The sequence below is a fragment of the Streptomyces sp. NBC_00667 genome (genome assembly GCF_036226825.1).
GTDB lineage: Bacteria > Actinomycetota > Actinomycetes > Streptomycetales > Streptomycetaceae > Streptomyces.
The window spans coordinates 6998229-7019838 of record NZ_CP109022.1 but is presented as its reverse complement, the minus strand read 5'-3'; the positions used below and the strand labels follow the sequence as shown (position 1 = coordinate 7019838).

Below are 21610 nucleotides of genomic sequence, written 5' to 3'. Positions count from 1 at the left end.
ACAGACAGGGTTCGGGGTGTCGGAATGCGTGCAAGGCACCGCTTCAGCGACACCGGCGGCGCGCCCTCCACAGCCCGGACGGTCGACATATTCAAGGCCAGAGCAATACGGCTGCGCTCCTGCGGATGTGCTATGAGCGATGCCTTCATCACAAATCGGCGTGGCCCGGCCGGCCGCAGAGACCGGCCCGGTGAAGCGATGCGTGAGGAGCGGGAAGTGGCAATCGCTCAACAGAACTGGACCGTGAGCGAGAATCCGCTACACCCACCGGCGCCGCCTTGCTGCCGTGACTGCGCGTCATCGTCTAGCCGCGGGACGCCGAAGGCGGACGCCGCGTCCGCGGCGACGGTGAGGTCCTCGGCCGCGCCCTCGGCCCCGCCGACGTCCTCGAATTCCTGCCGCGGGCCGGCTTGGGCTCCGACGACGTCCGTCTGTCCGCCTGGACGGATCCGCTGCTGATCGAATGGCCCGGCGGCGGGCCAGCCGTCCGGAGCCTGGAAACTGACGAAGCCTGGCACTGCTTGCTGCGTCAACTGCCCATATCAAGCGACAGAATCAGATGCGCGTCCCACCAGGGCGAAGCGATGTCGGCAGGCCACACGCGAGTACTGGTCAGCCACAGATGCTGACGTCCTTCTTCTCGGCGGCCCGGTGGTTCTCCGCCGCCCGCCTCGAGCGCCTGCCAGCGACGACGCCGGAGCTCCAGGGCAGCGTAAGGCCGGCGGTGAGGGCAGGGAGGTCCCGTTCCAGCGACGCTGGTAGGCCACCCGGGGCGCGCCCATGACCTTGCTGATTGTTCCGCACGGAATCTCCTGGCGGCAGGAGTGATCGTTGTTGTCGACTTCGTCGCCAGTGCGTTCGTTGACCTCTTTGTAGCGGACGCGTCGCCGGTGCCGCGCTGGAGCTGCTGACGGACTTCTGCAGCATCGCCATCAGGTCCACCGCCGCCACCGAGGCCGGGATCGATGTCTCGACCGGCTCGGGGCGGGTGCCTGCGGCCTTGGCCTCGTTCGGCTTCTCCAGCGCTTCCAGCCCTCTCCGCCGCCCGTAACAGCCGGTCAGGCCCCCCGGTGAGTTACGCTCTGCCGCCCCGCAGGCACTACCCCGAGCCAAGCACGACACCGCGCCGACGGTTCGTGGTGGGAGAGGGGGCCGGCCCGCTACCATCTACCCGGCGAAGTGGGCGCCCGGGACGACGAGGTCGGCACCCCCGAGGAGGACCTTGACCACGATGCTGCCGATGAAGTTCAACGTGGGCAACGGAGGCGGGACGGAGCCCGACAAGGGCGCAGCGGTTGAAGCAGCGAAGGCAGGCGCCGCCAGGGCAGTGGTCGCTACCGCGGCAACGCCGGCAGCACTCAGGAACCGAGTCATTTTCATGATCGGCCCAACGATCGACAGGCGGAAAAGTGGCGCTGAACCAGCCGATTCCCACTCCTGGCTGCGCCCCCGGACCCGGAGCACCACAGGGCCATTGCCACATTTGCCCGTCACGGCCCCGGCCCGCGGCCGGGGAGCCACTTTGTTCACGGAAGGTCAGTACGTCCCAGCCATGCTGGTTTCACCGGCACTCCGTCCTCGTCGCGCTCCACCGCCAGTTCGGGCGGCACGGGAGCGGTGTCAAAGGCGCCGTCGCCGGGGTCGTGGCCGAGGGTTCCTCAGCAGCGGCCGGCTCATCCTTGACCTGTTGCGCTGGTGCAGGGCGGTCGGTGTCGTCCACGAGTTCGACAGCGGAGAAGCGAGTGGCGTGGGACTGCCACACGCCGTCGAGTCACCATCGAATGTGAGACAGGGCCGAACGATTCACAGTCCCGGTTGGAGACCTCATCATGCCCTCGCAATGTTGCGTTCGGCCATGCGCGCGTACAGCAGGCGGTGGCGCTCGGCGTCGGCCTCAAGCCGGTCGACGTGTCGACCGATACGGTCGCGGGCTTCTTCCCCCAATGGGCCGGTGCGGGTCATGACGTTCAGTGCGCGTAGCAGCGGGAGCAGGCAGATCACGTCGGCGAGCGCGGCTACGGCAGTGTCCGGCGCCAGTCCCAAAGCCTGGGCGTACAGGTCGCGGTAGAAGCACGTGCAGGTTCTCGTCGGCGGCGATGCGTGTGGTGAGCAGTTGTCCCAGGCGATCGCCACATGCTCTGCCGGTGTTGCGGTGTGCTTGGCGGGTGGCCATCTCCTGCAGGGTGACGTAGGCCAGGCCGTGCAGGAGAGAGGGCTGGTTGTTGCTGTAGCCGCTGCCCACGTGCAGCATACGGTCGCGTTCAAGCATGACGGGGTCGACGGCGCGGGAGGCATGCATTATGCGCGCAGTGCGTCGCCGTGGCGGCCTTCCTCGGCGGTCCAACGGTGGAGCCAGGTTCCCCATGCGCCGTCACGACCGACGCGTGTGGCGAGTTCGAAGTGGTAACTGGGGAGATTGTCCTCGGTGAGGAGATTGACGATCAGCGCGTCCCCGACGGGTTCGGGCAGTGTGGACTGCTCGGCTCGCCATGGCAGGCCGTCCAGAGGCCCGTCGTAGTCACTGGCCGAGCTGCACGGGACGTACATGTGGGGCATCCACTCGCGGGAGGCGGCGAGGTGCCGGTCGAGCAGTCGGGCAACGGTCGGCTGTAGCTCCGTCAACGTGATCGCATCGGTGTCATCGGCAGTTGTGGTCATGGAACCTGTCGTCTGGGCCGAGGGTTTGGGTGGGTGGGACGCCCGAGCCTCGGAAACTGTGAGGTCGAGTCCCTCCTGTCAAGGGTTTGGAGGCCGGGAGCCGACAGATGGGTGTACGGGCAACTGTGCCCGGGCTGCCGTCCGGGTCCTGTGACGGCAGGTGGTCGGGCGGCTCAGGCGGCGCGGAAAACAAGGGCGGCGTTTTGGCCGCCGAAGCCGAAGGAAGTACTGAGGGCGGCCGTCATGGTGACCTCGCGAGGCACCTTGGCGACGATGTCCAGGTCGATGTCGATGTCGGTGTCCTCGTGGTTGGCGGTGGGCGGGATGAGGCCGTGCTGCAAGCTCATGACGGTGACGGCCGCTTCGATGGCGCCGGCGGCGCCGATGGCGTGACCGATGGTTCCCTTGAGTGAGGTGGCCGCCGGGGGCTGGGAGAACACCGCGCGGAGTGCCTTGGCCTCCATGAGGTCGTTCAGTCGGGTTCCGGTGCCGTGGGTGTTGACGTGGTCGATGTCGCCGGGAAGCAGGCCGGCGTCGGTGATGGCGGCGGTGATGGCGGCGGTGGCCCCGTTCCCGTTGGGGTCGGGGGCGGCGAAGTGGTAGGCGTCGCAGGAAGCCCCGTAGCCGGCCAGGTAGGCGCGGGGGCGAGCGCCACGGGCCTGGGCGTGCTCGGGCCGTTCCAGGACGAGGACGGCCGCTCCTTCGGCCAGGACGAAGCCGTCGCGGGCCGAATCGAAGGGGCGGCAAGCGCGTTCAGGGTCGCCGGTGCGTTGAGACAGTGCGCCCATGCGGTGGAAACAAGCTGCCGGGACGGGGTTGCACACGGACTCCGCGCCGCCAGCCAGAACAATGTCGCAACTGCCTGCGCGCAGGAGGTCACGTGCGACGCCCAGGGCGGTGGTGCCGGAGGCGCAGGCGGTGGAGACGGCGAAGTTGGGTCCCGTGGCGGCCAGGTCGAGGGCGATCTCGGCGGCGGCCATGTTGGGCACGCTGCGGGTGATGGCCAGGGCGGAAATCTCCAGCGGACGCTGATCGGCGAGCTTGGCGAACTCGCCGAAGTAACGTTCCATGCTGGCGGTGCCGGTGCCGATGACCACACCGACGCGGGTGCGGTCCCAGTCCGCAGGGTTGAGGCGGGCGTCGGTGACGGCTTCCCGGGCGGCGAGGACGGCCATGGCGGCGAACCGGTCCAGGCGCCACGCGTGTTTGCGTCCCACCATGCGGGTATCGAAGTCGGGAACCCGGCAGGAGATGTCCACCGGCAGTCCCGCGAGCTGCGGGTCGCGCGTGGCGGTGGAGCGCCCGGCGAGCATGCCTTTCCACGTGGCGGATGCGCCGATACCGGCCGGGCTGACAACGCTCAAGCCGGTGATCGCGATGTCAGTTGACGGCTGGTGCATCAGGCGCTGCGGTCGACCGAGGCCACCACAGCCCCGCCGGCGCGGGCGGCATCGATGCGATCGGCCAGCTCGCCGATCGTCGTTTCGGGGGTGAGGTCGTCCAAGGGGATACCGGTCTGCTCCTGCAGCATGAGAGCCATTTCGACGCTGGCCAGCGAGTCCAGCTCCAGGTCCTGAAGAGTGCGATCCGGTGCGATGCCCTCCACTTCGTGGCCGAAGGTCTCGGTGAGGGCATTAGTGATCAGTTCCATGCTGCTTGTCATGTGGTCACTCCTAAGTGTTCGTGTGCGGATGGTGCTGTTTGAGCGCACCACGAACCGGTCGGTCGGGCTGTGGGCCAGTCGACCGGACCGTGATCCTGTTTGGGCGGGACAGGGGTCCGGGTGCATAGCCCACGGGCACCTCTGATGCCTCTGCCCGGAGAGGGCGCGCTGCGGTGGGGGTGCGCAGTCGGCTTGGCGGCGCCAGGGAGTGGGACGGTCGCCCAGTTCTACGGTTGTGCGCCGCATGTGCGTACGCGAAAAGCTGCGGTCGACACTCGCTGCACCGGTGCCGGAGGGTCTGCTGCGTTCCACGCCCTCCACTGTGGCTGACCCGGTCCGTGCATGGCGGATGTGAAGACACCCCCATCCGTGTGGTTACCGCGTTGACTCCTCGTCATTCTGTTATGGGGAGCGATGGCGATCACGGGGCGTGTCTTGTGCCAGGGGTATACACGTGCTGGCGGGAGACGATCTGATGAGGAGACCGGAAAGGCGGGACTGTGGCCGCAACGCTCTCGGCAGGTTGCAAGTTCGTGGCACTGGCACCTCGTCCCGCGGCGGCTTTACGGCTGTGTTGTCTGCCGCCGGCGGGAGCAGGTCCGGTGTTCTACCAGTCGTGGACGCGCTACTTGCCGGACACCGTCGAGTTGTGCTCGGTGGAGCTGCCTGGGCGCGGTACGCGGGCGGGGCGCCCGTCGTGCACCGACATGGGTGTGGTGGTTTCCGGGATCGCGGAGGCGGTGAGTGATCAATCCGATAGCCGCTCGATGGTCCTGTTCGGCCACAGTGTCGGCGCGCTGTTGGCGTACGAGGTGACGCGTGCCCTGCGGAGGGAGGGGCAGCGGCTGCCGAAAATGTTGGCTCTGTCAGGCATGCCGGCCGCTCACCTCGGTGCCTATCCGGCAGCGGTGTATCACGTCTTGGCAGCCGGCCGGGAGGGCCTGTCCGACCTCTTCGGGCCGGTGCCGAAGAGACTGATCCGATCTCCGCGTCTGGGCGCCGCTGCCATGGCACCACTTTTGGCCGACTGTCTGCTGGAAGTGCAGTACCGCCACCGTGAGGAGTCGCCGTTGGATGTACCGCTGGCTCTGTACGGTGGCGCCGATGACACGTTTGCGCCTACCGAGGCCGTGCGCGCTTGGAACGCGCTGGTGACCAGCCCTGCCGACCTCCGTCTGTTCCCAGGTGGCCACGCGTATCTGCGGGAGCGGCCGGGCGACCTCGTCGACCAGCTGGTGCGAGACATCGACGCGCTCGTCAGCCCATCGGCGGTTGCGCTGCCGAAGACGACACAGCAGCCGCAACCGCCCTCGGTGTAGAGAGGATTGTCCGGGCCGGAGGCCGGCGACGTCAGGAGGCCTCGTCCGCACCCGACGGCAACCAGCGCCACACGGCCAGCAGAGCGGCCACGACGACCACTCCCGCCACCCACGCCGCGCGGGACAAGCCCGTGACGAACGCGTCTTCCGCGATACCGAGGAGCCGGGACCGGATCTCAGGCGGAAGATTTCTGCTCGCTTGAGCCGCAGCGATGACGTTGTCGACGGCCGGTCCTAACAGGTCGGGCGTTCCAAGCCGGTTCACCTCCTCGGTCATGCGATGGGTGTAGGCCGTAGCGAGCACCGAACCCTGGATCGCCACTCCGAGCGTCGCTCCGACCTGACGCGTCGCGTCGTTGATGGCCGAGCCCAAACCGGCATGCTCCTCCGTCATCAGAGCCATGACGAATCCTGTCCCCGCTGCTGCGGTCAGCCCTGCTCCGATGCCGGCGATGACCTGGACGGCCACGAGATGCCCGTAACCCGAGCTGGTGCCGGTGGATGCGAGGACAATGAACGAGAAGGCGACCAGGGCGAGCCCCAACAGCATCACCGACTTCTGGCTCCACCGGACAGCGACGGCCGCGGCCAGTCCGGCGCCCGCGATCAGCGCACCGGGCAACGGCAGAGTCCGTACTCCCGCCTGCCATGGGTCACAGCCCATGACGCCCTGCAAGTACAGGGAGATGACAAAAAGAGCGCCGAACATACCGAAGGACATCATGGCCAGGGCGCCCGCGGCCACGGCGACCGGGCGACGCAGCGCCGTCCGTGCGATCATCCGCGTCGGCGCACGGCGCAGCCAGACGACGAACGCTGCGAGGAGCAGTCCTGCGGTGGCGAAGCCGGCCAAGACGGCAAGGCTGCCCCAGCCGCGGGTGGGTGCCTCAATGACCGACCACACCAGGACAAGCAGTCCAAGTGCTGAGCACACGGTACCCGGAAGGTCGATCCTGGAGGTGGTCTTCGCACGGCAGGCCGGGATCACAAGGACGGCGAGGGTGGTCACTGCGGCGGCGAAGGGAACGTTGAGCCAGAAGACGGCACGCCAGGAGTACTCGCTCACCAACCAGCCACCCAGGACCGGGCCGCACGCGCCACCCAAGCCTCCCACGGCCGCCCACAGTGCGATCGCCCGGTTCCGCAGCGCTTCTTCGGGGAACAGTGCGCAGATCAGGGACAACGTGGCAGGCATCAGCAGTGACGCGCCCGCACCCATGCCCGCGCGAGCGGCGATCACCTGCTGTGGCGTCGCGGACAACGCGCCGGCCAGCGAAGCCAAGCCACACACAGCCAAGCCGAGCGTGAAGGCGCGGCGGCGACCGATCCGGTCGGTCAGGCTCCCCGACGTCAGCACCGTGCCGCCCAGCACCAGGGCGTACGCGTCAACGATCCACTGTGTCTGGCCCATGGAAGAGCTCAGCGCATTGCGGAGATCCGGTACGGCGACGTTGAGAATGGTCAGGTCCATGCCCAGAAGGAACAGTCCCGAGCAGACGGTGGCCGCACTCACCCAACGTCGAGTCGGAGAGGAAGAACCGGCACGAACGAAATTCGGGGGCGTATCCATAACTTCGGCCATTCCCTCGTCCTACCAGAATTTCCACCGAAGCGCAGGAACCCCGGCGTCCCACCGAATGGCACCGGCGCCCGCTACCATCACCCATTCCGGTTCTTTCACTCGCCACCGCGGAACTTCTACTCCTGTCGCATGTGAGTCCGATATGACGAATCCCGGCAACACCGTCAGCAGCACCGGGTCCCTTGCCGACCTGCTGGTAACAGACCTGCCGTTCGACGCGAGCAGTGAGGCGTGCCTGCGCGACCCTTACTACTTTTACGAAAAAATCCGCACGCAAAGCGGCCCGATCCACCGAACACCGTCAGGAAGCGTATTGGTCCTGGGATATCACGAGGCCGCCTCGGTACTACGCGACGAACGATTCGGCCATGGTGCTCAAAAAGCCGGGGCATCCACCAACTACGGTGTCCCCGCACGCTCGTTCCTGCTGACCGATCCTCCCGGCCACAGCGTTCAGCGCGAACGCGCGCGCCACCCCTTCACCGCCCGGCATGTCGAGCGGCTGCGCGCCCGAATCGCTGCCACGGTCGACTCCCTGGTCGCCGACGCTGCCCGCTCCGGCCACGCCGATGTCATCGCCGACATCGCCCGCCCCCTGGCCTCGGAAGTCATGGCCGAACTGATCGGGGTGCCGGAACGACTGCGTCCCCGCTTCGAGCACAGCGCACAACTCCTGGTCCGCGGCATGGACCCCCCCGGCCTCATCGACGCCCCCACCCGCCAAGCCATCGCCCGCGCACGCTTCGCACTCGCCCAGGACATCGCAGGCATACTGCGCCACCACACTGGCCACACGCCCGACCTCCTGACCGTGCTGACGGAAGCCGGACCGGACAAAACATCCCGCGCCGAAACCATCGCCACCTGCGCCCAACTCATCGCCGCAGGGTATGAAACCAGTGTCGGCCTCATCGGCAACGGCCTGCACGCGCTTCTGTCACATCCACGCGAGCTCGACCAGCTTGCCGCTACCGGTCCTTCGGAGCAGGCAGTGGAGAAGGCAGTGGAGGAGTTGCTGCGCATCGATCCCCCTATTCAGGTGGCCCCCCGCAGCGCACTCGTCTCCGCCGACATCGGAGGTGTCCCGATCGAGCCCGGCACGATCGTCCTGGTCATGCTTGGGGCAGCCAACCGGGACCCGATGGTTTTCCCCGATCCCCACCGGCTTGATCTCACACGCCGACCGCGGCATCTCGCCTTCGGTCTCGGCGCACACTTCTGTCTCGGCGCGGCTCTCGCCCGCCTGGAAGCCACTCTCGCCCTGACTGCGGTCATCCGTCACCGCCCGCAGGCCCTCGACAAGGAGGTGACTTACAGCGCCAGCCGCATCGCGCGCACTGTCGAAAGTCTTCGCGTCAGCCTGCAGACCCCCCCTCCTCTGCAAAACGACGCCCACCTGGGTGCAGCTGTGAAAGGAGCGCCGTGACGACGTCGGAGATTCCGTTCACCGAGGACTGCCTCATGCAGATGCTGGTCGAGGAGTTCGACATCAGCCCGGACCGCCTCCGACCCGACGACACACTGGCGGAGATGGGCCTGGATTCCCTGGACTTGTTGGGCATCCTCGTCGCACTCGATGCCAGGACGGGCAAGGAGGTGTCCGGTGAAGAGCTTCCCATCACGCTCCGCACCTCTCTGGCCGAGGCTGCCCGTATCGTCTGTCGAGCCGTGGCGAAGGCACGTTCCATCGGCTGGGCCGACGCGGTCGAATGAATGCAGCGGTCCCTCGTCTTACGCAGCTTTCTTGATCGATTTCTGGATTATGCGGCTGCGGCATAGGTGCCTGAACACCCTCCCAGGCACAGTGCCCAGACGTCGGAAATAGCAGCCCGGCGCGCGCCGCGAGCGCGAGATACACCACGCCACCGCCATCACCCCGGCCGGGAGGAGGACAATCGACGCGCGGCTGCTGCCCGACAGCGAACCCAAGCTCCGCGAGGCGTTCACCAATCTGCAGGCCAAGCACGGGACCGTGCCCGTGGTCGTCGACCAGCCCGCATCCATCGGCGCCCTACTGCCGGCGGTGGCCCGTGACATGGGCAGCCCGGTCCCCTACCTGCCCCGGGGCTGACGAGCGCCGGCCTCTGCCCGGTGAGGCCCACACCGATGCCCACGAAGCCTTCTTCATCGCCGACGCGGTCCGCGTCATGCCGCACACACTCCGCTCGGTCCGCCTCGGAGACGAGGCCATCGTCGAACTGGAGATGATCGTCGGATTCGACGACGACCTGGCCGGCAAGGCCACCCGCATCAGCAACCACCCGCGCGGCCTCACGACGCAGACCCACCCTGGAACGAATCCTCGGCCCGCGCATCCAGCGCCCGGCCTTCCCAAGGTCCTGACGTCCATGCCGGGGATCGGCATCAGGACCGGAGCCAGGAGCCTCATCGAAGTCGGCGACGGCAGTTCGTTCCCATCCGCGGTCCACCCGGTCGCCTTCGCCGGTCCGGCCCCAACGATCCCGAGCTCGGGGATCGTCAATCCGCGGCGAACCAAGGCCAGGATGCAATCCGGCCCAGCGCACCGGCCGAAGTGGGCGGGCAGTCGATTCCCTCGAACGGGCAAGGTCGCGGCCGTGAGGCCGGGTATTCGCCCTTGCGGGGCAGTATCGGCGCGTCCTGTGGAGAAGCCGGGCATCGAAATGGCCTGATTGCGAAGACTTTCGGCATTCACCACTCTGACCGCACGGTGGCGCCTCGGGCGTTGCCCGATCGACGAGGAGATCCTGATGCTTACCCAGTTGAACCCGACCGTCGTACCGCTCGCGTCACTGGCCGAAGGGGCGGCGGTGGCCTCCCTGATCTCCGAGGGCGAGACGCCCCTCAGCGACGCACCACTGTTCACCCCAGCCTCGGCGACTTCCTTCCTCATCCTCCTCGGCCCCAAGGAGCCGAAGGAAAAGTAGGGCCGCTGAGGCCAGTGGTCCGAATTTTGCCCGTCATAGGAGACTTCACCAGCGATGCCAGTCACCCTTGACTCACTGCGCGACGAGTACGCCGCCGCAGCCGAGCAGATGGCGGGTCGTGCCCTCGACGTCCTTGCGGGCGGCGGGGGCACGGTCGCGTTCCCCGACCCTCTCTCCAGGGCCGAGCTCGCCGCCGTACGGGTGCTGGGCCCGGACCTCTTCGCCCCCGCACTCTTCGCCGTGCCGCCCTTGGGCGACGCAGCGCTCGGGCCCGGGCCGGCGCTCGCGGTGGCGCAGTCGTGGCAGGCGTTCCCACCGGAGGGCGGCGGTGACGTGGTGGCCGGCTGGCACGACTGGGCCACCGGGCAGCTGGCGGCCCGAGCCGGGATCGCCCTCACCTTGCCGATTCCGGAGGGCCCGCCGACCCTCGAGGCATGGAAGCAGTGGTCGCCGGCCATGGCCAGGCTCGCCCCGCTCGCGCTCCCCAGTCTCGACGGCTCCCTCCACGAGATGGTCCGACGGGAACCATTGTCCCTGGCCCGCGCCGCCGTGCGCGCCATGCTGCGCCGGGACTACCGCACGGCCGCCAAGCTTGCCCGCTGGCTGGCCTGGCTGCACGGCGCCGGGGTGCCGGTTCCCGTCGAGACGGGTTCCCTCCTGGTGCGTCTGCGGCAGGTCGGTGGCCCAGGTGCTCGTACCACCCTCGACCTGACGCTCGCCGAACGCCTGCTGGCGAGGGGGGAGCGATGACCGACACGGAGCTCCTCGCCGCCGTCCAGCAGTGGTCGTCGCGAGCCCTGCACTGGCTGCGTACGGCTCACCGGCAGGGACACGGCCGCCTGCCCGCGGACGTCACCGTGGATCTGAGCGATCCGAACAACGGCTACAAGCCGATCGCAGAGGCCGCTCTCGCCGCCTCCCTCGTCCTGCGCGACGGTGTCGCCGGCTCCTGCGAGAGCGCGACAGCCCGGGAGATGCTCGACTTCTGCTGGGCTCAGCTGCAGGAGGGCAATCTGCTCTACGAGCGGCAGCTGCGGCACATGATGCTCACGGACCCCGTGGAGACGTACGCGCCTTTCGCGCGTGCGGGATACCGTCACGCCCGCCTCGACGAACTGCTCGACTCCTTCACCGGCCTGCGTGCTCCGCACGCCGCCGAACTGGTCCCGAACCGCCGACTGGCGGTGGCCAACGCGCGCCGCGTGGTGCGCGTTGGCCCGGAGCCCGACTGGAGCGTGCTGGCCGCGGACACATGGCTCGGAGCCCTTCCCGAGCCGTGGGCGATCGACTGGAGTACCGGATACGCCGTCACGCACACCGTCTTCCATCTGACGGACTGGGGCGAGCGCCCCGAAGGTCTTCCCGCGCCGATGCGCGCCTACCTGCGTGACTGGCTGCCGGTATGGGTCGACATCTGGCTTGAGGTCGGCCAGTGGGACCTGGTGGGCGAACTACTGATCGTTGACTCCTGCATCGGCGAGCCGGTCTGCAGCACCGCACCGTGGGAGCGGCTCATCGCCGCCCAGCACCCCGACGGGCTGACACCGCGGGATGGCGACCCGGTCGACGAAGACCCGGCGCAGGCTTTCAAGGATCATGAGCACACCGCCGCTGTCGCCGTCGTCGCGGGCACCGTCACCCTCGGCCGGTTGCTCGGCGCGGCCCTCGGGCCCGCATGACCCCGCCTTACTTCGCCGAGGTGGTGCAGGCGGCGCCGGGCGCCACGGCGGTGACCCTCGCCGTCCTCCACAACGGGCAGCGGGAGGTGTGGTGCCACGGCGTGGAGTCGCGCGGAGGGCCGCCCACCACGCCGGAGACCGCCTACGAGATCGGCTCGGCGACCAAGACCTTCACCGCTCTGCTCCTCGCCGAAATGACGGCCCGCGGCGAGGCAGCTCTGCTCGACCCGATCTACGCCCACCTCCCCGGCAGACACCGACTACGCGGCCGCAACGCGTCGGCCGTCACGCTGCTGCACCTCGCCACGCACACCTCCGGATTGCCACGGCTGCCTCCCGGCCTGCTCGCTCAAGCGCTGCCCAGGTGGTTCAGCAACCCGTACGCGGCCTACGACGACGACAAGCTGCTCCACGCACTGCCCCGCACACGCGTCCGCGATCGCCCCGGCAGCCGGCTGCTTTACTCCAACTACGGGCTGGCGCTGCTCGGCCGGCTCCTCGCCCAGACCGCCGGAGCCGACTACCCGCAGGTGCTGGCCGAACGGGTGTGCCGACCACTCGGGCTCACGGGAACCGGCTGCGGCCCGCAACCGGTGGCCCAGGCCGTCGGCCACCGCCACGGACGGCCCCTGCCGCCGTGGCACATGCCCGGACTACCCGCCGCCGGTGCGCTGCGCTCCACCGGCAACGACCTCCTGCGCTACCTCGGCGCCCACCTGCAACCGGCCGGTGAACCACTGGCGGCGGCCTTGCGCGAGGTGCAAAAGCCACGCCTGCGCATACCCCGCTCGACCGACGAACTCTGCCTGATCTCGAACAGGAGACACCTCGACGACGGCCCGCTCCTCTTCCACTCCGGCGCCACCCGCGGCTTCACCTGTTTCACTGGCTTCGCGCCGCACGCCGGTGTCGCCGTGGCAGCCATGGCCAACACCGGCCCTGAGCCGAAAGGCCGGTTCGTGCACACCGCGTACGCGGTGCTGCGCCGGCTTACAGGCGAAACCCGCTCATGGGAGGGCGCGTAGCCCGCGCTCGTCAGCTGGCAGTGGGCCAGGAGCGCAGCAGCGTGGCGATCTTCGCGGCGGTGCAGGTCGGGTCCAGAAGGAGATCCCTCAGGGCGACGGCGTCGTCGCGGGTGGGCTTGACCGCGATTCCGGTGGCTTCGAGGTACATGACGCCGGTCGCGGCGGCGACGGCGAGGTTGGAGCGCTCCAGCCAGCGGCACCGCCCCAGGGTGTGTACCAAGGCGGCCGCCTTGGCGTACGGGCCGCTGTAGACCGGCTGCTCGAAGAGCTCCGTCCTGTGACGGGCGACTGCCGAGACGGGGACGCCGTAATCGTCGGGAGCGGGATCGTTCGCGCCGGCGGCCTGGGCGACCTCCAGGATCCAGGGAACATCGATGTGCGGTTCCATCAGGCGGCGCGTTCTCCCCGCCGGGTTTCTTGTGCGTCCTCGGCCTCGTCGAAGACGTCCTGGTGCTCCGAAAGGAACCGGGAGGCGGCGTCCACAGCGCGCGCTCGCAGACCGCTCGCGTCGTCTTGAACAAGGCGGGCGAGGTAGTCGCCGATACTCAGCCCCAGGTCTGCGGCACGCTTCTTGGCAAGCTCCGCGACATCCTGATCGACCCGTGCACCCAGTTGCGTTTTGACCATACACGCATGGTAACAGCTGTTACCGGCTTTCGGGCGGTCCCGCGACGGCGACCTGCCAGGCCTCGGACCCTGTCGGCCGGGGCCGCCTTCACGCGGGACAAGCCCTCCTCTTCCAGCGGCAACCGGCGATGACTGCGAGGTCGGCGACGATGGCGTGCAGGGGGTGCTGGGGGACGAACTGGGGCGAGTCATCAGGCTTGACGATGCTGCGGCGGCTCAGCATCCAGCGCTGCCGTGTGGGTTCGTCGCCGTCGAACTGCCATACCGCTGGCAACCGGCGGCGGCCCGGTCGTAGAGCCGTGGGCCCCTGACACCGTCGCCTCAGGCCTGGCGCGTCCAAGCCTGGGGCGGAAGGGCGGCGTCTTCCGGGAGGCGGTGGAAGCGGGAGTTGCGGCCGCAGGCGGAATCCGCGGTGACCGACCCAGGTGAAGAAGAGAGGGCCGGCCTGGCCCACAGGACCATGGTCCGGGCGATGACCTTCTTGGTTGTGAAAACCCGGTGGTCGCAGGTGGGGGCCGTTTTGCAGCCTTCGGCATCGTCGGCCGCCAGGACCACGACCGGCTGTCCGTCGCATTGGTTCGGATGGGTGACGTCCCGCTGATGCTGGATACAAAAGTGCCTTCTCGGGCAGTTCCTCCCGGAAGAGGACCGTTCCCAGGCGGGGTGGCAGCTGGTGGAATCGACTGAATCGGTGGCAGGCGACTGCCTTCTGCGTTATTGGTCCGTGGAAGATGTACATGCGCTCGACTTTGACCCGTTCCTGAGAACGTCGCTGCGGGGCAGGCCGGTCTCCCCGATCCGGTTGCCGCACGGCGAAGGCGATTGCTGGCTGGTGACCCGGTACGACGACGTCAGGCTGGTCACCTCAGACCCACGGTTCAGCCGGGACATCACTGGCCGCCCCATCCCGAAGATGACCAAGCACTTCATCCCGATGGACTGAGCGGTCAGCTTTGTGGACCCGCCCGGTCATGTCCGGGTACGCGCGGTGGTGGCCCCGGCGTTCACCCAGCGCAGCATGGATCGGCTGCGTGCCCGCACGCAGGCCATCCTCGACCCGCTGGTGCACCGATTGGTGGCGGCCGGGCCGCCGGCCGACCTCGTGCGGGATGTCACCTCACCGTTCCCCCTGACAGTGGTCAGCGAGCTGATCGGCGTGCCGCCTGCAGACCGGTCCCAGATGCGTGACTGGGCACAATCCCTGCTGACAAAGGCGTCCGACGATGTAGCGGCCAAGCGGGCCCGGCAGGTCAAGGAGGCCGCCGACGTCTACTTCTGTGAACTGGCCGCACAACGTCGGGCCGCGCCTCAGGACGATCTGATGAGCGTGATGGTGGCCGCCCTCGACAAGGGCCTCATCAGCCAGGAGGAGCTCCTGGCTCTCACCACGCTCATGCAGTTCAACGGCTGGCACGCGGTCTGCAACAACACGTCGAATATGGTGTACGCCTTGCTCTCACAGGACCGGTTGATGCACCGGCTGCGGTTGCAGCCCGGTCTGGTACCGAAGGCTGTGGAGGAGTTGCTGCCCTGGATCCCGCACAAACACGGCGTCGGCCAGCCCAGGATCGCCACCGAGGATGTGGAGGTCGGCGGGGTCATGATCCGTGTAGGCGAGTTCGTCTACGTCTCGTACGTTGCCGCCAACTGGGACCCGCAGGTTTATCCCGACCCTGGCCGGATCGACTTCGAGCGCCAGGGGCCGCCGCATCTGGCGTTCGGACACGGCCCGCATTACTGCGTGGGGCCGCAGCTGGCACGCATGGAATCGGAGGTTCTCCTATCCACTTTGATCAGCCGGTTTGCCGGGGCTACGGCTGGCCGTTCCAGCGGAGCAAGTGCAGTGGCAGACCGACGTCCTGATCCGGGGACCCGTCGCTCTGCCTGTGACCTACGATACCGCCCTCCGCGCCTGAGAGCCTGATCATGGCCTTCCAGCTGGGCCTGCTGCATGTTGTGGACTTGCGATCGTTCGCACGGATGCGGTCACCGGACCAGATCCAGGACTCTACCCAGGCGTCCAAGAGGAAAGAGCGATCTACGACCAGTTGACCGGAAGACACTATGATCTTCCCGCCCAGCCGACGGCCGAAGCGATACTCGCCGCGCTTCCCAAACTCGCTCCCCCCGCGTGCGACGCAGTCGTACTCACTGAGCAGGTGAGCGACTTCCCATTCCGTGAGGAGCTGCCTGCGGAACTCCGTCCGCGGCTCCCGACTGCCGTGACCCGAGGAAAGCCGGGGAAGGCCATGCTGCTGTGCGTGTACACGATGGCGTGGGTTTTCGTGTCGTTGGTCGCCTGCCGCGCGCCACCGTGGACGGACAGGCAGGCAGACGCCGTCCGGTGTACTGCCGAGCAACGCCTACTGCCCGGTGTCGACCCGCAAAACCGACAGCTTCCCCTCGCCCGGTAACACGGAAACGAGGGCAGCCGCGGCACGGCAAGTTGGTGATCAGCCCTCAGTTGTAGACGTACGCGGGCTTCAGGCGACCGTCCCTCGGCGGTCATGCCCGCACGGCCGGCCCGTTCTTTCACCCCGGAGACGAGTGGGCAGGGGTGAACCCGAACGGGCTCGGGTCTCTATGATGTTGGCGCCCTGCGGCCTGGAAGCGGCACGCTTGCGGACCAGCGGCCCGGACTTCACCTATGGCTGGGCAATGGTCACGTCCTGGATGGTGACCTTCTTCTTGGGCGCTCCATCGCCTTCGCCGTTGGCGTTGTCCGACCCGGCCTTCGCGACTTGCTCCAGTAGATCCATGCCGCTGGTGACCTTGCCGAAGACGGTGTAGCTGGGGGGCAGCTCGCTGTCGCCGTAGACCATGAAGAACTGACTTCCGTTGGTCCCCGCACCGGCGTTGGCCATGGCGAGCGTGCCCTTGGCGTACTCGGCGGTTTGCTTGCCGACAGCTGCCTTGGGGAGGTTCTCGTCTTGGTACTTGTAGGCCGGCCCGCCGGAGCCGCTGGCGGTCGGGTCGCCGCATTGCAGGACCTTCAGGTTCCCGGTGGTGAGGCGGTGGCAGTTGGTCTTGTCGAAGAAGTTCTTCCCGGCCAGGTAGGTGAAGGAGTTGACTGTGCATGGCGCCTTCTTGCCGTCCAGGGACATGGCGATGTCCCCCAGATTCGTCTTGAGCGTGGCGCGCACGGTCCTGCCGTAGGCGGGCTTGGTTGGCGGCGTGCCCACGTTCTTGGCCCCCTGTTCGGTGTGGGGCAGATACAGGCACTCCCCGCGGCTTGCCGTGCGTACCGGCGTGGACGATCGCTTGGAAGATGAGGTGACGAGCCCGGTAGCGGGTGTCGGCGTGGCGCCCCATGTGATGAGTCCGGCGGCGATCACGGTGCCGGCCGCGGCGCGCAGAACGGTCGAGAGCATGTTGGTTCCTTACGTCGGATACAGAGTTCTTGATCGCGATATCGGCATCCGCCGCGGCAATCTGGATGAATACCGGCGAAGTCCTCCTCACGAGGGACGTCGTCACCTCCGTGCCCGCCATCTCCATGTGCCCGGACGCAGGCCGCCGGCCCCGAACAACCCCTCAGTGCCGACCGGTCAAATCGTCCCCGCGCCCTCGGCATGATGTTGCCGGCGGCGGCGGTGGTCGGCGGGCAGCCTCCGTCAGGTGGCGCCCTGCCGGCCCTCGGCGGGAGTGGGCTGCCCCTTCTCGACTGAATGCGGCGCGAATGCTCCGCTCCTCCCCCGGCGCCCGCAGGGCGCTCTGTGGCCGCCCCTGCACTTCGCCCGCATCGGCTGCTACGGGCGTCCCAGGACTTGGATGCCGGCCGTCGTGTCGGTGCGGGCGGTGAAGTAGTCAGTGAATGCCTGGACGAACTCGTCTTCGGCGATGCGGCCGTCTCCATCGCGCTCGAGCTGGCGAAAGCCCGGAGCATGTCGAAGCGCGTGGAGAAGGCGGCCATGCCGGCGGCGACCGCCGGATCCGCGGTTTGCAGCACCAGGAGCCGCCAAGCGATCAATCCGATCCCCCACTCCCCCAGCGTGCGGCTCAGGAGCGAATCAGGACCGGGAAGATCAGCGGCGGCCAAGGGGCCTCTCCTCAAGCACGTGGCACAGGAATGAGCAAGAGATGTCCGAAGAACGATCACGGCTATCCGTCCAGCCCAACTCCCTACCGCTCTATGGGAGCGGCCAGACCGCCGATTCACCCCTACGGGGCACGCGGGCCGCAGAATCGGGTGAGCCCAGGTAGGGATTCTTGACTTCGGCAGAGGGGAAGTCTGGGGCGCGGTGGCAAGACCCGCAGTCGTCCGGGAGTGGCCCAGCACCCGAGAGGCACACCCAGGACCGGCCGTCAGGCTGGCCGGCCGTCCGGGAAGGAGCCCGACGCGCAGCGCCCGCCCCGGGAAGTGTCCTGGACGGGCGCAGCAGTACCGTACCGATGCCTAGTGACAACCTGTCAGCCGCCGCGTCTGTCGCGTCGGCTGAGCCGCAGCTGGTGAAGGGCTGCAAGCAGGGTACTGGTCTCCGAGGGCCACGCCGGCTCTCGGAAGGCGGCCGGCCCGGGGTCAGCAGGCAGCGCACGGGCCCGGGCGGCACCGGTGCGCGCAGCCGCAACGTCCGTGGACGGCGTCGGGGTTCCGGCTGTAGGGGCGGGTGTCGGCAGGAGGCAGTGGTCCTGGCCGCCTGCCGACCGGCTGGGCCCCTGGCGAAGATCGCTTCACGCCGGTTGTCCTGCTCGCCGGCTTTCGCAGTGGCTGCAGGCGGGGGTCGTGCGCTGTGCTCCCTTCAACCGCAGCGCCGCGAGGCTGTCAGTAGCAGGGGAATTCGCCGAGTGTCACGGAGGAGACCTCGTTGTCCAGTGTGTACAGGCCGAGGTCGTAGACGGAGGTGTGTGGCCTGACTTCCAGACAGGTTCCCGAGTCGGCCCAGCTGGGGTAGTGCCGGTGGAGGTGGATCGGAACGTCGAGGTTGTTGACGACGGAGCCCGCGCGGTCGCCCGCGCCCTGCGTACCGAGGTCGTTGACGGAGGATTTGAAGATCCAGATCTGGGCGTCGGAGTGGCGGATGTTGAATCCGCGGTTGTCGTAGAGGCAGTAGAAGTTTTCGGGGCACTCGTCGATGCCTGCTCCGGTTGACGCGGCCCGGACGGAGGATGTGCTGGTAGTGGAGGCGACGGCGGTCGGCGCGATACCCGTCAGAGCGAAAGCCGAGACGAGGCCGACAGCGGCGGTGGCAAGGTGACGCACAGGTCATCCCTTCCTTGTGAGCCCGGCAGGTCACCCTCTTGACTACCCTGAGAACAGGATCAAATCTGTAGAGTGACGGGTGTGCGGGGGCGTTCCGCCGTTGCGTACATCGCACAATGAGTGCTACTGCACCAGTACGCCTTCCAACGCGCCCCGGGCACCTCTTTGCGACGCGCTGGCCCCTGCACCAAGAAGGTCGTGGACGACTACCTGCTGGGCGGCGTCCTGCCGGCCCGGGGAACCGTCTGCCACGACAGGGCACCGGGCATCACCAGCGCCAACGCCAAACCGACCCGTTGAGCAGGTAAGGATGGCGGCGGCCCTGGCTCCAGGTTCGCATCACGGCCTCGACAAGCGTGCGCATGCCGGCGTCGGGGCGGCGCAGGCCGGAGTACAGCTGCGTGCCCTTGCACGGGCGACCTGATGTCTCTCACCGCCCGGCGTCGGATGCGGACGCACGCACTGCCTAACGTCCATGCCGTCCCCATGGCGAACCACCGGGAGGCGACGGGGAGCCGGCTGCGTCGCCGCTCGCGGTAGCGGGGCGGGGGCCGCCCGGCCGGGGCCCGTGCTCAGAGCATCTCGAAATCCTCGAAGTCGAAGCCCGGAGCGACGACGCACGACATCAGGACAGGCTCGTCGCAGGCCGGCTCGGCGGTCTGCCAGACGCCGGCCGGCACAAGGACCTGCGGTCGCTCCCCGAGCCGGACATCGGGTCCGAGGACCGATGCGGTCGTTTCCGCCGACGCGTTCCCGCTCCCGCCGAGCCGGATCGTCAGCGGTCCGCCGCAGTGCCACAGCCACAACTCGTCGGCACGCACCCGGTGCCAGCGTGAAACCTCGCCGGGGTGCAGGAGGAAGTAGATGCCGGCCGCGAACGGGCGCATATCGCCGTACCCGTCCGGTCTTCGGCGCGGTCCGTCGACGCGTGTGACCGTCGGGGAATCCTCGCAGGGCAGGGGGAAGCCGGCGGTCGCTTCCTTGCCAGAGGGGGTGAGGCGTGGGCATGGAGGCGTATGCGCGGGTGATTGATCTGAGCCACGGGCTCACTCGGTCGATGCTGCGGCGGGACTACCCCTCGGCTGAGCGCACCGTGCGGCCACGAGAGAGAAGTGGCCGCGCCCGCGGGAGGGCATGCCGTGAGCGCCCGGCGCCCAGCTCAGAGTTGTGCCGCTTCCGCCTCAAGGCGGCGGGCGGCGGCTTCGACGGCCGCAGGGAGCGGGCGACGTTCCCGCAGGGCTGCCGGGAGCCGCTTGAACAGTTCGCGCAACGCGGTGCGGGCCTCGGGATTCCGCCGGGCCTCCACGGCAAGCTTGCGCGTATGGCGGAGCGCGACGGGCAGCGGACGGCGCAGCCAAGCCGTCAGGGCGGCATTGCGGCGCTGCACGGCGGGCCGCCCCGCCCGGACCCCACCGGTCGGGCAGTGGACGGCGATGACGTCGGGGCAGTGGCACACTCCCCATCCTCGCGAGGCCAAGTCGTAGGCCAGCAGCGTCTCCTCGCCACCCACAAAGAGGATCGGATGGTATCCGCCCGCTTCGAGATAGGCGTCCCGCCGTGCCACGGCGGCACAGGCCAAGAACCCGAGCACTTGTGGCCCCGGGAGGTCGGCGGCGAGTCCGAGGGGGGATGCGGCGAGCCTGCCGTTCAGCGGGTCCGGCTCGCCCTCCGGGCCGACAAGGACGCTGGCCGCGAGCAGTCCGAGCCGGTCGTGCCGGTCCAGGAGGTCCGCCGCCCGGCGCAGTGAGCCCGGCGCCCACCAGGAGTCGTCGTCGCTGAAGGCCACGTACCGGGTCCGGGCCCGGCGTACGCCCAGGTTGCGGCCAGCCGCGGCGAGGTTGCGGCCGGGCGTGAGGACAGTCGCCTGCGGATGGCGCTCGGCCACTGCCCGCAGGGTGCCGTCGGTCGAGGCGTTGTCGACGACGATCACCGGTGGTGCCTCGGGAAGCGCGGCCAGCCGGTCAAGTGAGTGCAGCAGTTGTTCCCGGCGGTTGTGGGTGATCAGGACGACAGTGGTGCGCGGATCAGCACTCGCAGCTTCCACATCGCGCACGGCGGCTCCTTCAGCGAACCTCGGCAGCCTGCCCGAGGCGAGGCCGGCGGTCGGCGGTGGCCACGGCTTGGTTCCGACCGGTAGGTACGAGGCACCATCGTGGACCAGCGCGAGCAGCCCGTATTCCGGCACGCGCGCAGCCGGCGTGCTGTTCACCCGTACGAGCGCCGGACAACCGGGCGGGTACGTGCCGCGCCGGTGGGAGGGGCTGTCGGCCTGTACCGGCTGGTGACCCCCGCGCTCGCGCCCGGCGTGCCGGCGCACAAACGTGGGCATGACCCCGCCAAGTGACGGTCCGGAGGAAGTGCCGGTGCCGAGGAGAGGGGAACCACGTGGCGTGGCCGCCCAGTGTCATTGTCATCCTGACCGATCAGCAGCGCTGGGACACCACAAGGGTCCACGGCAATCCGGCGGACGTGACGCCCGAGTTCGACGGGATCGCCCGTGCCGGGACCCATTTCTCATTGGCGTTCACGCCCCAACCGGTGTGCGCCCCGGCTCGGGCGGCTCTGCAAACCGGGTGTTGGCCCACCATGACGGGGGTGTTCCGCAACGGGATCGCCCTGCCGGCCGGTGTGTCCACGCTGGCATCGGTGTTCAAGGAAGCCGGATATGTCACGGGGTACATCGGCAAGTGGCACCTCGGTGGGGTGGATGCCGCCGAGGCAGGACCGGTACCACCCGGCCGGCGGGGTGGATACCGGCGGTGGTTGGCGAGCGATCTGCTCGAATTCACGTCGGATGCCTACCGGACGGTGCTGTGGGACGAGTCAGGGCAACCCGTGCGGCTGATCGGTTACCGGTCCGACGCGCTGATGGACGCTGCGGTCCGGTTCGTCGCCGATCACTGCGACCACCGATTCCTCTTGTTCGTGTCACTCCTGGAGCAACATCACCG

Annotated in this window: 21 protein-coding genes and 3 pseudogenes; 11 read left to right on the top strand and 13 right to left on the bottom strand. The window is 68.5% G+C overall.

Features of this window, described 5'->3' with window-relative positions:
* Positions 1-227 precede the first annotated feature (227 nt).
* The 6 genes and pseudogenes from OHA81_RS31925 to OHA81_RS31900 all read right to left on the bottom strand — a co-directional run bounded on the left by OHA81_RS31925 (position 228) and on the right by OHA81_RS31900 (position 4321).
* Positions 228-533 carry a hypothetical protein gene (locus tag OHA81_RS31925; protein WP_329201731.1) on the bottom strand — a complete coding sequence of 102 codons (306 nt, stop codon included), beginning with the start codon at positions 531-533 and terminating at the stop codon, positions 228-230.
* A 1294-nt stretch (positions 534-1827) separates the two neighbouring features.
* On the bottom strand, positions 1828-2133 hold the full coding sequence (locus OHA81_RS31920) for a hypothetical protein (RefSeq protein ID WP_329202674.1): 306 nt from the start codon (positions 2131-2133) through the stop codon (positions 1828-1830).
* Positions 2132-2251 (bottom strand): annotated as a pseudogene (locus OHA81_RS31915) (acyl-ACP desaturase); the annotation flags it as partial. The gene OHA81_RS31920 and the pseudogene OHA81_RS31915, both read right to left, overlap by 2 nt.
* Positions 2252-2298: 47 nt before the next feature.
* The gene (locus tag OHA81_RS31910) at positions 2299-2658 is read right to left on the bottom strand and encodes an acyl-ACP desaturase (protein ID WP_329201729.1); all 360 of its coding nucleotides are present in this window, start codon (positions 2656-2658) and stop codon (positions 2299-2301) included.
* Between the two features lie 173 nt (positions 2659-2831).
* A complete protein-coding gene (locus OHA81_RS31905; protein WP_329201727.1) occupies positions 2832-4058 on the bottom strand; it encodes a beta-ketoacyl-[acyl-carrier-protein] synthase family protein in 1227 nt (408 codons plus the stop codon).
* Complete coding sequence (locus OHA81_RS31900; RefSeq protein ID WP_329201725.1) at positions 4058-4321, bottom strand: acyl carrier protein; 264 nt, start codon at positions 4319-4321, stop codon at positions 4058-4060. The genes OHA81_RS31905 and OHA81_RS31900 overlap by 1 nt, the downstream gene beginning before the upstream one ends.
* Before the next feature lie 500 nt (positions 4322-4821).
* Between OHA81_RS31900 and OHA81_RS31895 the strand changes: the two genes are divergently transcribed.
* Positions 4822-5640, top strand: coding sequence for a thioesterase II family protein (locus OHA81_RS31895; protein ID WP_329201723.1), 819 nt, complete (start codon positions 4822-4824; stop codon positions 5638-5640).
* Positions 5641-5671: 31 nt separating this feature from the next.
* Here OHA81_RS31895 and OHA81_RS31890 read toward each other — a convergent pair whose 3' ends face one another.
* Positions 5672-7210 carry an MFS transporter gene (locus tag OHA81_RS31890; protein WP_329201721.1) on the bottom strand — a complete coding sequence of 513 codons (1539 nt, stop codon included), beginning with the start codon at positions 7208-7210 and terminating at the stop codon, positions 5672-5674.
* 154 nt (positions 7211-7364) lie between these two features.
* Between OHA81_RS31890 and OHA81_RS31885 the strand changes: the two genes are divergently transcribed.
* The 7 genes and pseudogenes from OHA81_RS31885 to OHA81_RS31855 all read left to right on the top strand — a co-directional run bounded on the left by OHA81_RS31885 (position 7365) and on the right by OHA81_RS31855 (position 12832).
* Complete coding sequence (locus tag OHA81_RS31885; protein ID WP_329201719.1) at positions 7365-8648, top strand: cytochrome P450; 1284 nt, start codon at positions 7365-7367, stop codon at positions 8646-8648.
* On the top strand, positions 8645-8935 hold the full coding sequence (locus OHA81_RS31880) for an acyl carrier protein (protein WP_329201717.1): 291 nt from the start codon (positions 8645-8647) through the stop codon (positions 8933-8935). The genes OHA81_RS31885 and OHA81_RS31880 overlap by 4 nt, the downstream gene beginning before the upstream one ends.
* A gap of 139 nt (positions 8936-9074) precedes the next feature.
* Positions 9075-9715 (top strand): annotated as a pseudogene (locus OHA81_RS31875) (IS110 family transposase); the annotation flags it as partial.
* A gap of 236 nt (positions 9716-9951) precedes the next feature.
* Entirely contained in the window at positions 9952-10128 is a 177-nt protein-coding gene (locus OHA81_RS31870) for a hypothetical protein (RefSeq protein ID WP_329201715.1), read from the top strand.
* A gap of 54 nt (positions 10129-10182) precedes the next feature.
* On the top strand, positions 10183-10878 hold the full coding sequence (locus OHA81_RS31865) for a hypothetical protein (protein ID WP_329201713.1): 696 nt from the start codon (positions 10183-10185) through the stop codon (positions 10876-10878).
* Positions 10875-11807, top strand: coding sequence for a DUF6895 family protein (locus tag OHA81_RS31860; RefSeq protein WP_329201711.1), 933 nt, complete (start codon positions 10875-10877; stop codon positions 11805-11807). Before OHA81_RS31865 ends, OHA81_RS31860 begins: the two co-directional genes overlap by 4 nt.
* The gene (locus OHA81_RS31855) at positions 11804-12832 is read left to right on the top strand and encodes a serine hydrolase domain-containing protein (protein ID WP_329201709.1); all 1029 of its coding nucleotides are present in this window, start codon (positions 11804-11806) and stop codon (positions 12830-12832) included. The genes OHA81_RS31860 and OHA81_RS31855 overlap by 4 nt, the downstream gene beginning before the upstream one ends.
* Positions 12833-12842: 10 nt before the next feature.
* On the opposite strand, the gene OHA81_RS31850 is transcribed toward OHA81_RS31855, so the two are convergent.
* Entirely contained in the window at positions 12843-13220 is a 378-nt protein-coding gene (locus OHA81_RS31850) for a fic family toxin-antitoxin system, toxin component (protein WP_329201708.1), read from the bottom strand.
* The gene (locus OHA81_RS31845) at positions 13220-13459 is read right to left on the bottom strand and encodes a hypothetical protein (RefSeq protein ID WP_329201706.1); all 240 of its coding nucleotides are present in this window, start codon (positions 13457-13459) and stop codon (positions 13220-13222) included. Before OHA81_RS31845 ends, OHA81_RS31850 begins: the two co-directional genes overlap by 1 nt.
* A 673-nt stretch (positions 13460-14132) precedes the next feature.
* Between OHA81_RS31845 and OHA81_RS31840 the strand changes: the two genes are divergently transcribed.
* Positions 14133-14402 (top strand): hypothetical protein, encoded by a 270-nt coding sequence (locus tag OHA81_RS31840; RefSeq protein ID WP_329201705.1) that lies wholly within the window; start codon positions 14133-14135, stop codon positions 14400-14402.
* 12 nt (positions 14403-14414) lie between these two features.
* Positions 14415-15383, top strand: a complete 969-nt coding sequence (locus OHA81_RS31835; protein ID WP_329201703.1) for a cytochrome P450 — start codon at positions 14415-14417, stop codon at positions 15381-15383.
* A gap of 721 nt (positions 15384-16104) precedes the next feature.
* Here the strand turns inward: OHA81_RS31835 and OHA81_RS31830 are convergent.
* The 4 genes from OHA81_RS31830 to OHA81_RS31815 form a co-directional block, all read right to left on the bottom strand.
* On the bottom strand, positions 16105-16830 hold the full coding sequence (locus OHA81_RS31830; protein ID WP_329201702.1) for a peptidylprolyl isomerase: 726 nt from the start codon (positions 16828-16830) through the stop codon (positions 16105-16107).
* Positions 16831-18221: 1391 nt separating this feature from the next.
* Complete coding sequence (locus OHA81_RS31825; protein ID WP_329201700.1) at positions 18222-18659, bottom strand: hypothetical protein; 438 nt, start codon at positions 18657-18659, stop codon at positions 18222-18224.
* Positions 18660-19231: 572 nt separating this feature from the next.
* Positions 19232-19546: a cupin domain-containing protein gene (locus OHA81_RS31820; protein ID WP_329201698.1), complete on the bottom strand. Its 315-nt coding sequence runs from the start codon at positions 19544-19546 to the stop codon at positions 19232-19234.
* A 272-nt stretch (positions 19547-19818) separates the two neighbouring features.
* The gene (locus tag OHA81_RS31815; protein WP_330261944.1) at positions 19819-20703 is read right to left on the bottom strand and encodes a glycosyltransferase family 2 protein; all 885 of its coding nucleotides are present in this window, start codon (positions 20701-20703) and stop codon (positions 19819-19821) included.
* Positions 20704-20999: 296 nt separating this feature from the next.
* Between OHA81_RS31815 and OHA81_RS31810 the strand changes: the two are divergent.
* Positions 21000-21587, top strand: a pseudogene (locus OHA81_RS31810) (sulfatase-like hydrolase/transferase); the annotation flags it as partial.
* Positions 21588-21610: the final 23 nt, after the last annotated feature.